General features: G+C 40.1%; 16 protein-coding genes, 2 tRNA genes, 1 pseudogene and 1 other annotated feature. Of the genes and pseudogenes, 7 read left to right on the top strand and 12 right to left on the bottom strand.

Features of this window, described 5'->3' with window-relative positions; translation table 11 throughout:
• Positions 1-172: 172 nt before the first annotated feature.
• From CY0110_RS19935 to CY0110_RS28785, 3 genes and pseudogenes are all read left to right on the top strand, one after another.
• The gene (locus tag CY0110_RS19935) at positions 173-2,089 is read left to right on the top strand and encodes an AMP-dependent synthetase/ligase (protein WP_008277348.1); all 1,917 of its coding nucleotides are present in this window, start codon (positions 173-175) and stop codon (positions 2,087-2,089) included.
• A gap of 35 nt (positions 2,090-2,124) precedes the next feature.
• A complete protein-coding gene (locus tag CY0110_RS19940; RefSeq protein ID WP_008277349.1) occupies positions 2,125-2,574 on the top strand; it encodes a YlqD family protein in 450 nt (149 codons plus the stop codon).
• Between the two features lie 127 nt (positions 2,575-2,701).
• A pseudogene (locus CY0110_RS28785) lies at positions 2,702-2,896 on the top strand (transposase); the annotation flags it as partial.
• On the opposite strand, the gene CY0110_RS19945 reads toward CY0110_RS28785, so the two are convergent.
• Complete coding sequence (locus tag CY0110_RS19945) at positions 2,861-4,030, bottom strand: lipid-A-disaccharide synthase-related protein (protein ID WP_008277351.1); 1,170 nt, start codon at positions 4,028-4,030, stop codon at positions 2,861-2,863. The pseudogene CY0110_RS28785 and the gene CY0110_RS19945 sit on opposite strands and share 36 nt — an antisense overlap.
• A gap of 176 nt (positions 4,031-4,206) precedes the next feature.
• On the opposite strand from CY0110_RS19945, the gene CY0110_RS19950 reads away from it, so the two are divergent.
• From CY0110_RS19950 to CY0110_RS19960, 4 genes are all read left to right on the top strand, one after another.
• Positions 4,207-4,563, top strand: a complete 357-nt coding sequence (locus tag CY0110_RS19950) for a HesB/IscA family protein (protein WP_008277352.1) — start codon at positions 4,207-4,209, stop codon at positions 4,561-4,563.
• Positions 4,564-4,656: 93 nt separating this feature from the next.
• On the top strand, positions 4,657-5,082 hold the full coding sequence (locus CY0110_RS19955; RefSeq protein ID WP_008277353.1) for a tetratricopeptide repeat protein: 426 nt from the start codon (positions 4,657-4,659) through the stop codon (positions 5,080-5,082).
• Between the two features lie 2 nt (positions 5,083-5,084).
• Positions 5,085-5,960, top strand: coding sequence for a M48 family metallopeptidase (locus tag CY0110_RS28790; RefSeq protein ID WP_008277354.1), 876 nt, complete (start codon positions 5,085-5,087; stop codon positions 5,958-5,960).
• Positions 5,939-6,020 (top strand) — tRNA-Leu (locus tag CY0110_RS19960). Before CY0110_RS28790 ends, CY0110_RS19960 begins: the two co-directional genes overlap by 22 nt.
• A gap of 115 nt (positions 6,021-6,135) precedes the next feature.
• On the opposite strand, the gene rplL is transcribed toward CY0110_RS19960, so the two are convergent.
• The 11 genes from rplL to CY0110_RS20015 all read right to left on the bottom strand — a co-directional run bounded on the left by rplL (position 6,136) and on the right by CY0110_RS20015 (position 11,573).
• Positions 6,136-6,537 (bottom strand): 50S ribosomal protein L7/L12, encoded by a 402-nt coding sequence (rplL, locus tag CY0110_RS19965; RefSeq protein ID WP_008277355.1) that lies wholly within the window; start codon positions 6,535-6,537, stop codon positions 6,136-6,138.
• Between the two features lie 74 nt (positions 6,538-6,611).
• Positions 6,612-7,178, bottom strand: a complete 567-nt coding sequence (rplJ, locus tag CY0110_RS19970) for a 50S ribosomal protein L10 (protein WP_008277356.1) — start codon at positions 7,176-7,178, stop codon at positions 6,612-6,614.
• Between the two features lie 67 nt (positions 7,179-7,245).
• Positions 7,246-7,373, bottom strand: a sequence feature (ribosomal protein L10 leader region).
• Positions 7,374-7,383: 10 nt separating this feature from the next.
• Positions 7,384-8,103 carry a 50S ribosomal protein L1 gene (rplA, locus tag CY0110_RS19975; RefSeq protein WP_008277357.1) on the bottom strand — a complete coding sequence of 240 codons (720 nt, stop codon included), beginning with the start codon at positions 8,101-8,103 and terminating at the stop codon, positions 7,384-7,386.
• A 62-nt stretch (positions 8,104-8,165) separates the two neighbouring features.
• Positions 8,166-8,591 (bottom strand): 50S ribosomal protein L11, encoded by a 426-nt coding sequence (rplK, locus tag CY0110_RS19980; RefSeq protein WP_008277358.1) that lies wholly within the window; start codon positions 8,589-8,591, stop codon positions 8,166-8,168.
• A gap of 2 nt (positions 8,592-8,593) precedes the next feature.
• Positions 8,594-9,214: a transcription termination/antitermination protein NusG gene (nusG, locus tag CY0110_RS19985; protein ID WP_008277359.1), complete on the bottom strand. Its 621-nt coding sequence runs from the start codon at positions 9,212-9,214 to the stop codon at positions 8,594-8,596.
• A complete protein-coding gene (gene secE, locus CY0110_RS19990) occupies positions 9,214-9,441 on the bottom strand; it encodes a preprotein translocase subunit SecE (RefSeq protein WP_008277360.1) in 228 nt (75 codons plus the stop codon). The genes nusG and secE overlap by 1 nt, the downstream gene beginning before the upstream one ends.
• Positions 9,442-9,621: 180 nt before the next feature.
• A tRNA-Pro gene (locus tag CY0110_RS19995) sits at positions 9,622-9,695 on the bottom strand.
• A 47-nt stretch (positions 9,696-9,742) separates the two neighbouring features.
• Positions 9,743-10,111, bottom strand: coding sequence for a DUF1818 family protein (locus CY0110_RS20000; RefSeq protein ID WP_008277361.1), 369 nt, complete (start codon positions 10,109-10,111; stop codon positions 9,743-9,745).
• A 50-nt stretch (positions 10,112-10,161) separates the two neighbouring features.
• Positions 10,162-10,650, bottom strand: coding sequence for a hypothetical protein (locus CY0110_RS20005; protein ID WP_008277362.1), 489 nt, complete (start codon positions 10,648-10,650; stop codon positions 10,162-10,164).
• Between the two features lie 60 nt (positions 10,651-10,710).
• Positions 10,711-11,331, bottom strand: coding sequence for a hypothetical protein (locus CY0110_RS20010; RefSeq protein WP_008277363.1), 621 nt, complete (start codon positions 11,329-11,331; stop codon positions 10,711-10,713).
• Positions 11,332-11,342: 11 nt separating this feature from the next.
• Positions 11,343-11,573 carry a DNA-directed RNA polymerase subunit omega gene (locus CY0110_RS20015; RefSeq protein WP_008277364.1) on the bottom strand — a complete coding sequence of 77 codons (231 nt, stop codon included), beginning with the start codon at positions 11,571-11,573 and terminating at the stop codon, positions 11,343-11,345.
• Positions 11,574-11,865 lie beyond the last annotated feature (292 nt).

An 11,865-nucleotide genomic window follows, 5' to 3' on the forward strand; every position in this document is an offset into this window, starting at 1 on the left:
ACTAAAAAAGAATATTGCCAAAATCATGACAAATATATCCAATTAATTAATCAGTTCACTAAAAAAACTGTCACTATTCTCCTTCAAAACATAGCAATAAACCCCTAACATGGGAACAATCACCCCATGATTAGCTAGTCTATAGGGTAAAACCATTACTAATATTAATGCTATGACAACTATTACCGAATATGCTAACCTAACGGCCTTACATGATGTATGGGCGATCGCTGCTAAAAAATTTCCCGACATCCTTGCACTTCACGATCCCCACAGCAAACCGGAAGTTAAACTCACTTTTGCTCAGTTATACCAACAAATCAAACAATTTGCCTCTGGACTGCAAGCATTGGGCGTTACCCCAGATGATAAAATTAGTCTCATTGCTGATAATAGTCCCCGTTGGTTTATTGCTGATCAAGGGTCAATGTTAGCGGGTGCAGCTAATGCAGTGCGGTCAGCACAAGCAGATAAAAACGAAATAGCCTATATTTTAAGAGATAGTGATAGTAATGCTCTCATCGTAGAAAATCAAAAAACCTTAGATAAGATACGTTCTTTTTGTGACGAAATACCCCTACAATTAATTATTTTACTCAGCGACGAAACCCCCAAAGCAGACGATACCATCAAAACCTTAAACTACACTCAACTGATGGAAGAAGGAGCAAAACATAGCCTAAACCCTATTACAAAAGATGAGGATGATCTAGCCACCTTAATTTATACATCAGGAACCACCGGACAACCCAAAGGTGCAATGTTGTCTCATGGTAACTTATTGCATCAAGTTAGAAATCTTAATGCAGTTATCCAACCCCAACCAGGAGACAAAGTTCTCAGTATTTTACCCTCTTGGCACGCTTACGAACGCAGTGGAGAATATTTTTTACTTTCTCAAGGATGTACCCTCATTTACACCAATATCCGCAACTTTAAGACCGATCTCAAGAAGTTTAAACCTCATCACATGGTGGGAGTTCCTCGTCTTTGGGACTCCCTCTACGAAGGAATACAGAAGCAATTCAGAGAACAAAGTCCTACCCAACAAAAAATAGTAGAATTCTTCTTCAATATTTCCCGAACCTTTATCCTATCCAGACGCATCGCCAATAACATGAGTTTAGAACACTTCGATGCGTCGGCCATAGAAAGGTCGATAGCCCGACTAAAAGCGTCTTTATTAGCTCCTTTACACAGTTTAGGGGATAAATTAGTTTACAAGAAAATTCGAGAGGGTTTAGGGGGTAATTTTGAAACTCTAGTCAGTGGTGGGGGGTCTTTGGCGAAACATTTAGACGACTTTTACGAGATCATCAACGTCCCCGTCTTAGTCGGTTACGGCCTCACTGAAACCGCTCCCGTCACCAATGCACGCACCCACAGTCATAACTTACGAGGTTCCTCCGGCCAACCCATCCCCAAAACAGAAATTAAGATCGTTGATCTCGATACCCGTGAACCCCTTTCCCAAGGCAAAAAAGGAGTCGTTCTCCTTCGTGGCCCCCAAATTATGCAAGGATACTATAAAAAACCTGAAGCTACTGCTAAAGCGATCAATCCCGAAGGATGGTTTGATAGTGGGGACTTAGGATGGATAACCCCGATGAATGATCTGGTCATTACCGGACGAGCCAAAGATACTATTGTCTTGAGTAACGGCGAAAATATTGAACCCCAACCCATCGAAGATGCTTGCATTAGAAGTCCTTATATTGACCAAATGATGTTAGTGGGTCAAGATCAAAAAGCCTTAGGAGCCTTAATTGTACCGAATTTAGACGCATTGCAAACATGGGACAAAAATCAACAACTTAACTTAACCTTTCCCCCTGAAGATGCAAGCAGAGAAGCGATCGTTAATAGCGATCTCTACGGAAAACCCGTTCAAGACTTATTCAAACAAGAACTGAACCGAGAAGTCAAAAACCGTCCCGGATACCGTGCAGATGACCAAATTAAAGCCTTTGAACTGATATTAGAACCCTTTTCCGTTGAAAATGGTATGATGACCCAAACCCTAAAAATAAAACGGCCTGTGGTCACAGAACGATATCAGGGTATGATCGACGGGATGTTTGAATCTTAATCATTAGAAAAAGTTAGTCAACGGAGAAAACATTCATGGAAGACGCAAACACCAGTTTATTATTGAAACGGCCAGTCAATTTAAAAGTGATCGTTACCACTCGCTGGAAAGAAGAAATGCAGCAACAACTGCAGGCACAAATTAGTCAGCTTGACAACCAAATGCAACAAATTGAAATGCAAGGACAAAGAGCAATTTCTGAGATTCAAAAACAAAGTGTTTCTCCTCCAGGTGCGCAAACAACTCAACAAATTGATAATATTCAATTACAGGTTAATCAGAAAAAAAGTGAGTTTTTAGAAAGAAAAAATCAATTCCTACAACAAATGCAACAAGTGCAAACCGTCGAACTCGAACAGGAAGTGGTTCAAGGACAAATGGAAAGCTTTTTCCGTGTCGAAAAAGGAGACAATTTAGTGAAAAAATTAAATGTAGAAATTGTCATTCGTGACGGCGTAATTGAAGAAATACGCGGAGAAATTTAATTAATATAGCCACGTTGCTTTGAGCACGTGGCCTTTTTTGCCCAATAGCTGAAATTTCCTTTTGAGACAACCCCATAACGTATGCTGTATAAGGGATACACCGAATGAGTGAGGGGTCGTTAATACCCTCAACAAATATCTTCAAGAAATTTGTCATTATTTTATTAGCGGAACTACCAGTTGTGTCATGGAAGGATTCAACAATAAAATTAAACGAATTATTCGTCAAAGTTATGGATTTAAAGACTTTAACAATATAAGAGAAAAATTCTTAGCTCAAAAAACTTTACAAAAAGTGAGCGATCGCTTTGGCAATATTTAGAGAACCTCCTGGTTTTCCTACTCTTTCTTGTCCATTTTTTTGACAACTTTTTAAGTAAGTTTCATCTTTTAAAATAGCTTGAATGGTTTTGGCTGCTTCAGTAAAAAGATGAGGATTTTTATAACTTTTTCCGATGGTTTTAACCGATATTCCTAATAATCTCATTTGCGCTTCTGCAAAAGCATACGTAAATTGTGGACCTTTTCCAGGCAATTGAATCACAGGTTTACCTAATCCCACTGCTTGTTCTACGGCGGTTCCTGCCATTCCAATCGCTAAATCACAAGAATTGATAATATCAGAAAAAGCCTGATAATAACATTCAATTCTAATAGTATCTTTGATTAATATTCCCAAAGTTTGATATTGCCATCCTAATTTCGCAGCTAACCTTTTTAAATCTGTTTCGTTAATAGCTTGAACCAAAGCAACTCGAAATTGTACTCTTTCTAAAATAGCAAGAGATTCACATACCTTTAACAATAATCTTAAATTTTCTAGAGCTTCAGGAAGACGACTTCCAGGTAATAAAGCAATAGTCGGAATATCATTATCAAGATGTAAATTTGTTCCCGTTGGCGTTAAAATATCCATGATAGGATAGCCTAAAAAATAAGCTTTTTTAAATCCTTGTTGCTGTAAATCTTTTGCAGTAAAAGCATCTCTAGTGAAGATAGCTAAACAACTAGGCGATCGCAAACACCATCGAGTTAACCAAGGAAGCAGTAATTTCCCTTCATAAAAACTAGAAGTGGATACTAAAAAAGCAACAAAAGGACGACCCGTAATATAGGCCATGGTGACAGGAAAAATATCCCCAACCGCAACAATTAAATGATAACCAGAACAATATTTTAAAAGGGTACGAATTTGATATAACGTTAAACCAATTAATCCGGCGGACACATCTTTTAATAAAGTTAAGGGGTTCATATAAAAAATTCCCCCAGACGGTAAATTTTTAGGTTGTCCGATTAAAGGTAAATTGAGAGAACGATAAGCATTGCCTTCTCCCACTAAAGGCATGGCTGTGATGGTAATATGAGGGGCAATTTTCTGTAATTCTTGGAGAATTAGACGACTGTTAAGGTCTTCTCCATGGCCGTTACTCATAAATAAGACTTCTTTTTTCATTTAATTAATAATTGTGATTTAATTAATAATTGATAATGAATAATTACTGCTCTATGGTAAACATAGGTAACGGTAAAGCGTAATGATTTCTTAAATAATAGGTTAACAAGGGGAAGGTTGTCCTAAAATAGAAAAAGGTTGAAAATTATTGTAGCTTTTAGGAGTCACCACAACCGATGACACAAGCCACTCAAACCCCCGCCAAAGGAATTCAACTTACCGAAACAGCCCTTAAGCACGTTTTAATGTTACGGGAACAACAGGGAAAAGACCTGTGTTTGCGTGTTGGGGTTCGTCAGGGAGGATGTTCCGGAATGTCTTATATGATGGACTTTGATGACCCTAGTAATATAGGCGAACAAGACGAAGTGTTTGACTATGATGGCTTTCAAATTATCTGCGATCGCAAAAGTCTTCTCTATCTCTATGGCCTCGTTCTCGATTATAGTAACGCTATGATCGGGGGGGGGTTTGAGTTCACGAACCCCAACGCTAACCAAACCTGTGGCTGTGGTAAGTCCTTTGGTGTTTAATAAGGAAATATATTGTATGGTAAATAATTGGGGCAGAAATCTAGTTTCTGTCTCTTTTTATCGTCATAATGCTCTTTCTTCTAACAATTAACCATGACTGAAACTGTTGCAACTGCCTTTGAGCAAGGTTTAGAACGTTATCAACAAGGTGAATCCCTTGATACTTTGATCCCTCATTTCAAACAAATCTGCGATCGCGCCCCCAAAAACCCTACCGCTTGGGCCTGTTTGGCTTGGTTATATCTGTTAGCGGATAAACCAGAGTTAGCTCTCAAAGCTGCTAAAAAAAGCGTTAAAATCGATAATAGACCGCCTCAAGCTCGGATTAACTTAGCCTTAGCTATGTTAGATACCGGCGCAAAAGGAGTGCGGGATCACGTCGATGCGGCCAAACAGATGATGTCTCTTGATGAAGAAATCCATCAAGATATCATGGAAAACATAGAAGATGGATTAAGCCGTAAACCAGACTGGAAAAGTCTCCAGCGTGTGAAAAAATGGTTAGTATCCCCTGAATAACAATGCAATTATCAAAAACCCAGTTAATAGGATTAAAAGCAGATGATTTTCGTCATCCTTTAGATTTAGAAGCCACCACCACCTTAAAACAACTCCCTGGCTTAGATATAATCGTTAGGAGTTTACTGGGTTCTGTGGCCGAACAGTTTTTCTATCTCAATAACATTGCTTCTTCGGTGCTAGTGAGTGAAAAACAATTACCCCATCTCCATAAATTATTAGTCGAAGCAGCTAGAGTTCTCGATTTAGAACCCCCGCAACTCTATTTACAACAAAACCCTGTCCCTAACGCCTACACCTTCGCTATGCAAGGAAAACAACCCTTCATGGTGTTGCATACATCTCTTGTGGAAATGTTGACCCCAGAAGAAATACAAGGGGTCATGGCCCACGAGTTAGGACACCTTAAATGTGAACATGGGGTTTATCTTACTTTAGCGAACATTATGGTTTTAGGAGCGAGTTTACTGCCCACCTGGGGAACAGCGATCGCTCAATCTTTACAATCCCAAATGTTACAATGGGTACGCTGTGCTGAATTTAGTTGCGATCGCGCTGCTTTATTGGTGGCACAAGATCCCAAAGTGATCATGTCTATTCTCATGAAATTGGCCGGGGGTTCCCCCACCATTGCCCCTCAGTTGAACCTAGAGGCATTTATCCAACAAGCCCGCGATTATGAAGACATTAGCAACACTGCTTTAGGAGAAATGTTAAAACAGGCACAAACGGAACAACTCACCCATCCAGTGCCAGTTTTACGAGCTAAGGAAATCGATCGCTGGGCTAGTTCTCAAGATTATCACCACTTGATAGAAATAGGCAAAACAGAGTATAATCAAAAGGCTACGACCAAGGGCGGATGGCGAAATTGGTAGACGCACCACACTCAAAATGTGGCGGCTTCGGTCATGGGGGTTCGAGTCCCCCTCTGCCCATCAGGTTTTCAGACTATTAGTTACGCAAAATTCGTAGCTAATTGGTATCTGATAAGAAACCTCGACTTTTAAGAAGCCGAGGTCATTTTTTAGGTCGATAACTGTGTGTCAAGCGTTACTTGACGGTAACTTTAGCACCAGCTTCTTCGAGTTTCTTCTTAATATCTTCGGCATCCTCTTTTCCTGTACCTTCTTTAATAGGCTTAGGTGTAGATTCAACCATATCTTTAGCTTCTTTAAGTCCTAAACCGGTGATACCGCGAACGACTTTAAGAATAGCAATTTTCTTATCGCCAGGAACGTCTTCGAGAATGACATCAAATTCAGTTTTCTCTTCTTCAGGTTCAGCGGCCGCAGCACCAGGCGCACCAGCACCAGGGGCCATCATCATCATGCCACCGGAAGGGGCAGAAGCACTCACACCAAAGGCTTCTTCAATTTGTGTAACCAACTCAGAGGCTTCTAAGAGGGTTAAAGATTTTAGCTTTTCGAGAATTTCATCAGTTGCAGCAGACATAATTTAACTCCTTGAAAATGAATGAAAAAAGTGGATAATTGGACAAACAAGATAAACTGATCGGGGAATGAGCTTTAGCCATTCCCTTCTTCTCTAGCGGCCATGGCAGCCATAACACGCCCCAAAGAGTTGGGGATGTCGTTGATACCCCGTCCTATAGAAGTCGGTACTTCGTTGACTCCGACGGCCAACTTGGTGGCGATGGAATTGATCGCTCCGGCTACTTGGCCAATCAATTCTTCTTTTGACGGTAAATCAGCGATCGCCTTGACCTGGTCTTCATTTAGGGCTTGCCCTTGCATGACACCACCGCGAAACTCGGTTTTTTTTGTGTCTTTTTTGAAGGACTGATAAGCCCTAACCGCGCTACCTACGTCGTCTTTGACTAAAACAAAGGCTGATGACCCATTTAAAAAGTTGGTCATGGGTTCCCATGCTTCGTCCCCGGTAATCGCTTGTTCCATTAAGGTGTTTTTTGTCACCTTACAGATAGCTCCACTGGGTCGTAGGCGGTTACGCAGTTCACTAATTTCGGCAACGGATAGACCTTGATAGTCAATAACCATGCCTAATTGCGCCTCACTCAAGAGTTCTTTGAGATCGGCGATAACCGTTGCTTTATTTTCCCTGGTTCTTCCCATTCTGCTCTCACCTCCTTAATTTTGGGAAAAAAATAAACCCCTAGCTTTTTTGCCGGGGCTGAAGTCTAATCCCATCATAAAAATAGCAAGCAAAACCTACTATTTTTCTGGATTTTATGGCTTCAGGCTTCAACCTCGGCAGGATATTTAAGCAAATTTTGCTCCTGCTGTCTTCGGTATAAACCAAAGTTTATTTTTTTAGTTGTTAGGCTTGTCCTTCGAGTTTTAAGTCTCGTAAGGCACTAATATCGATTTGAATCGATGGTCCCATAGAAGCAGACACAAACACACTACGCCAGTAGCGGCCTTTTGCCCCAGAAGGGCGTTGTCTGTCAATGGTTTCTTGTAAGGCTTTGAGATTAGCCAGCAAGTCTTCGGGGGAAAATGATGCCTTTCCAAACATAACATGAACGATGCCAGTTCGGTCAGCCCTAAATTCTAATTTCCCTGCTTTAAATTCGTTAATGGCGGTTTCAAGGTCGGCGGTAACGGTTCCCCCTTTGGGTGAGGGCATCAAGCCACGAGGACCCAATAAACGTCCTAATTTAGCGACTTTGGGCATCATATCAGGGGTAGCAATTAATACCTCGAAATCCATCATTCCTTTTTGGATTTCATCAATTAATTCTTCAGAACCGACAACATCAGCCCCTGCATTACTGGCTTCTTGAACTTTTTCCCCTCTGGCAATGACAGCAACTCTGATTTCTTGACCGGTTCCTTTGGGTAAAGAAACGGTTGTCCGTAATTGTTGGTCGGTGTATTTGGGATCGATACCAAGACGAATGTGAGCTTCTGCTGATTCATCAAATTTAGCCGTGGCCGTTTCTTTGAGGAGTTTTAAGGCTTCTAACGGCTCATAAGCTCGATCTTGGTCGACTTTTTCTAAGGCTGCTTTGATTCGTTTTGAGAGTTTTACAGGCATAGTTTCTCCTGGGGTCATAACGAAGCTTGGCTTCTCCCCTCTTAGGTGAATTTAATGGTTAATTAATTTTTGATGGTTACACCCATATTGCGGGCGGTTCCTTCGACAATGTTCATGGCCGCGTCAATGTCATTGGCATTGAGGTCAGGCATTTTGGTTTGAGCAATTTCTTTGAGTTGATCGCGAGTGATACTGCCAACTTTTTGAGCATTAGGTTGGGCTGATCCTTTTTCAATGCCGGCCGCTTTGCGGATTAACACAGAAGCAGGGGGCGTTTTCAGGACAAAGGTAAAACTGCGATCTTCAAAAACTGAAATTTCTACAGGAATAACCATTCCTGCTTGATCGGAAGTTTTGGCATTGTATTCTTTACAAAATGCCATAATATTTACCCCGTGTTGTCCTAAAGCAGGACCGACAGGAGGGGCTGGGTTCGCCTTTCCAGCGGGAAGGGCTAGTTTAATTAAGGCAACAACTTTCTTGGCCATCGCTAATTTTGTTTCTCAACTTGGTTAAATTCGAGTTCAACTGGAGTGTCTCGCCCGAAAATGGACAGTAAGGCTCTGAGTTTGTTTCGCTCAGAACTAACTTCTACCACTTCCCCTTCAAAATCTTTAAATGGTCCTGAGAGTACCAGAATTTTGTCGCCGATTTCCATATCAATCTTAACAACGGGTTCTGGTTGTTCTGCTTGCCGAAAGATTCTCTCTACTTCTGAGGGACTGAGGGGAAGGGGTTTAACGTGGCCTCGGCCTCTACCATAAGCTCGTCTTTGTTCTGATCCCACGAAGTTAATGACGTTGGGGGTGTTTTTAACCACTAACCAAGCATCATCATCCATGATCATCTTGACTAAAACGTAGCCAGGAAAGACTTTTTCTTCCCCTTGTTGACGGCTTCCATCTTTACGAACTTTAACCGTTGGTGTTTTGGGAATCTGAATCTGTAAAATCCGATCCGCTACATCCAGGGTTTGAATCCGTTGTTCTAAGTTATTTTTGACTCGCTTTTCACAACCAGAGGCCACTTGAACGGCATACCAACGGGCTGCGCGTTTCGGTTTTTCTTGCTGTTGTTCTGGTTCAGATGTGTGATCGTGAGCAAAACTCATTAAAATACCTTCCCTGATCCCCATGAAAAGAGGTTATCTACAAGATAAATCACAGTTGCTACCAGGCTGACCATTAAGATAACTGCAGCAGATTCGCTTAACAGTTGCTGTCTGGATGGCCAAACAACTTTGGCTAGTTCCTCTTTAGTCTCAACGACAAAGTTACTCGCTTTAGTTTCACCTTTCGCTTGCTTTGTATCTTTTTTAGATCCTTCTTGTCTAACCACGGTGATCTCTTCTCAACATAAAACGACAGTGTTTGGTTACTACACTGGATTTTTAATAATTTGGGTAATCTATCCAGTTGAACTCGAACTATCAGTATAACGTAGAATATAGTGTTTTGTTACTAATCTACTAAAATTAGAACGGTTGACAAGATTAATTATTCTTGTTTTTCCGATAAATCGGAGCGGCGGGATTTGAACCCACGACCCCTACTACCCCAAAGTAGTGCGCTACCAAGCTGCGCTACGCCCCGATATTCACAGATTCTAATTATATACCTATTCTGTGTAAAAAAGCAAGTTAAAAGGTGTTTAGTTTTTGAATTTCTTGGTACAATTCCTTGACAACTTCTGCTGGCCAGTTTCCTTCACAGCGACGACCTTGATTTAAAATCACCCGTAAGGAGTAAGCATGGGGAAATCCCTCGACTTCTAACCACAATAATTCACTTTCTACTTCACAAGCGATTTTCTCTTCTTCCATCAATTCTTCTTTCATCGAAGTCATTGTTATAGCTAATTGTTCAAAAATGCGACAAAATTCAGAAAATTCTGTTTCTGTCAACTCTATCGCCCAATCTTCTCCCCCTATTAACCCAGGATAGTCAGTTGTTTCATTTTTCCACCCTATTCGCCACCCTTGACCTTTTTTGATTATGCGATCGCTCATTGTTTTCAATACTGTAAAAAAGTTATCTTAACTAAAGCAAGTATTTTCTTCTAGTGAGAAGAAAGGAGAGTTTCTGACGAAGTAATAAAATTTTCTACTTGATTAAAATTGATTGTAGATTCTCCTCCAACATAAGTTGAGGTATTTAAAGGATTTGTTCTTCCAATATTGACCATTGAACAAATAGAAAAGTAACTTGCATTAATATTTGATGAAACCTCTCCACATAAAGCCTGGATTTGGTAAGTTAAACTATAATCCACAAAAGTATATGATTCATGATCTGGGTTAGTTTCAAGGATTTTTATGTGGTCTTTTAAATACTGTGATAATCTGTTTAAATCATCCAAACGCATAATAAATTTAGGAGATTTTACGAAAACTCTCTGTAAAAATTCGGCTTTTGTAAGAAATTGAATTTCTGTTTTGACTAGATAATTTTCAATATTCTCAGAAAAATCAAAATAAAATTTAAGCTCATAACCGTGAGTTTCTAAGATTACAACATTATTAGTTGTTTTAGCTCCAGAAGTAATCATATTAAAAAGTCCAGCATCTATAAAGTTGCTCTCAGTCTCTCAAAATTGCCTATCCTCAACCTATGGGGCTAATAATTGAGCATCTCCTGGTTCAGATAAACTAGGTGTTGAAGGGGTTGAAACTTCTGATGTTTCTTCCGTTTGTTCTTCCTGTGGAACTGGTTTATTTGTTGTTGCTTGGGATTGAGGATTATAAATTTTGACTAATAAATCAACTAACTGTTGACGTTGACGACGACTCAGTTGACGGATGACCTCAATATCTTGTGTTAGGGGATTAGTTTGTAGAGTAGACCCTGGATAATTAGATTCTCTAATCGACCGATTCACCCCTAAATAATCGGCTAAGGTTACTTTCCAGTCTAAACTGTATTGAGGAGAACGCCGTTGAAAATCTTTGTGATACCGGATAAAACGACTCATTAACGTATGTTCTGAGTCTATTTCTCCAGTTTCAGCACTCCGATATTGATTTTCCTGGGGAAGATAGGGTAATTCTTGATAAATAATCGCTGCTGCTTCTTCAGGGCGCAAGATTTGAGCGTTGACAGCTTTTAAACTCCAGTCGGTGACAGAATTGATTTCAAGTTGTGCGACTCCCCAACTCAAACTGAGACTGAGAAGGAAAACCCCTAACCATTTCTGTTGCTGTTTGGATAGTTCAATTGTTTTCCTTTTCATGGTTATCCTATTTACACATCACTAATAATTTCTGGTTGTGTTAATTCATCAGACATTTCAATGATGGCACGAACCGCAGGTTTCATGTTAGGGTCATCAATACTATCAAATTCTTCATAGCGACGACGTTTAGCTCTGTTAGCTACTTGTACTGTGATACGATAACGGTTAGATGCCTTATCCAGCAACTCCTGAGCGCGATACATGACTTGAGACGAATCAAAGGTATGTTTTTTTTGCATAACGACTTTATAGAGGCTAAACTTTTAGCTTAACAGAATTGTTTAGATTAAGGGAAATGGGATGGTTCCTCAATTGTTCAACAAGTGTCGACTATTTTAACTAAAAATGTTGACAGTTGCTGATTACTGATTAGATGAACTTAAGTTGACGAGTTAACCTCACATCAATTATTATTATCATCGACCTCAACCCATAAAATAGATGGGCTAATCGGTTATTTAATTGGAGTCAAACGTTAACTAAGAGCAAAGTCTTAGATATCAGGACAATTTTACCTAATGCAAGGATAAC

This window comes from Crocosphaera chwakensis CCY0110 (assembly GCF_000169335.1).
GTDB classification, from domain to species: domain Bacteria; phylum Cyanobacteriota; class Cyanobacteriia; order Cyanobacteriales; family Microcystaceae; genus Crocosphaera; species Crocosphaera chwakensis.

What these genes read in the sequence shown, in the direction of transcription:
- CY0110_RS19945 (WP_008277351.1), bottom strand. Translation starts at nt 4,030, where the DNA reads ATGAAAAAAGAAGTCTTATTTATGAGTAACGGCCATGGAGAAGACCTT.
- CY0110_RS20005 (WP_008277362.1), bottom strand. Translation starts at nt 10,650, where the DNA reads ATGATTACTTCTGGAGCTAAAACAACTAATAATGTTGTAATCTTAGAA.
- rplL (WP_008277355.1), bottom strand. Translation starts at nt 6,537, where the DNA reads ATGTCTGCTGCAACTGATGAAATTCTCGAAAAGCTAAAATCTTTAACC.
- CY0110_RS19950 (WP_008277352.1), top strand. Translation starts at nt 4,207, where the DNA reads ATGACACAAGCCACTCAAACCCCCGCCAAAGGAATTCAACTTACCGAA.
- CY0110_RS20015 (WP_008277364.1), bottom strand. Translation starts at nt 11,573, where the DNA reads ATGCAAAAAAAACATACCTTTGATTCGTCTCAAGTCATGTATCGCGCT.
- CY0110_RS19940 (WP_008277349.1), top strand. Translation starts at nt 2,125, where the DNA reads ATGGAAGACGCAAACACCAGTTTATTATTGAAACGGCCAGTCAATTTA.
- rplJ (WP_008277356.1), bottom strand. Translation starts at nt 7,178, where the DNA reads ATGGGAAGAACCAGGGAAAATAAAGCAACGGTTATCGCCGATCTCAAA.
- CY0110_RS19935 (WP_008277348.1), top strand. Translation starts at nt 173, where the DNA reads ATGACAACTATTACCGAATATGCTAACCTAACGGCCTTACATGATGTA.
- rplA (WP_008277357.1), bottom strand. Translation starts at nt 8,103, where the DNA reads ATGCCTGTAAAACTCTCAAAACGAATCAAAGCAGCCTTAGAAAAAGTC.
- CY0110_RS19955 (WP_008277353.1), top strand. Translation starts at nt 4,657, where the DNA reads ATGACTGAAACTGTTGCAACTGCCTTTGAGCAAGGTTTAGAACGTTAT.
- CY0110_RS20010 (WP_008277363.1), bottom strand. Translation starts at nt 11,331, where the DNA reads ATGAAAAGGAAAACAATTGAACTATCCAAACAGCAACAGAAATGGTTA.
- CY0110_RS28790 (WP_008277354.1), top strand. Translation starts at nt 5,085, where the DNA reads ATGCAATTATCAAAAACCCAGTTAATAGGATTAAAAGCAGATGATTTT.
- CY0110_RS20000 (WP_008277361.1), bottom strand. Translation starts at nt 10,111, where the DNA reads ATGAGCGATCGCATAATCAAAAAAGGTCAAGGGTGGCGAATAGGGTGG.
- rplK (WP_008277358.1), bottom strand. Translation starts at nt 8,591, where the DNA reads ATGGCCAAGAAAGTTGTTGCCTTAATTAAACTAGCCCTTCCCGCTGGA.
- nusG (WP_008277359.1), bottom strand. Translation starts at nt 9,214, where the DNA reads ATGAGTTTTGCTCACGATCACACATCTGAACCAGAACAACAGCAAGAA.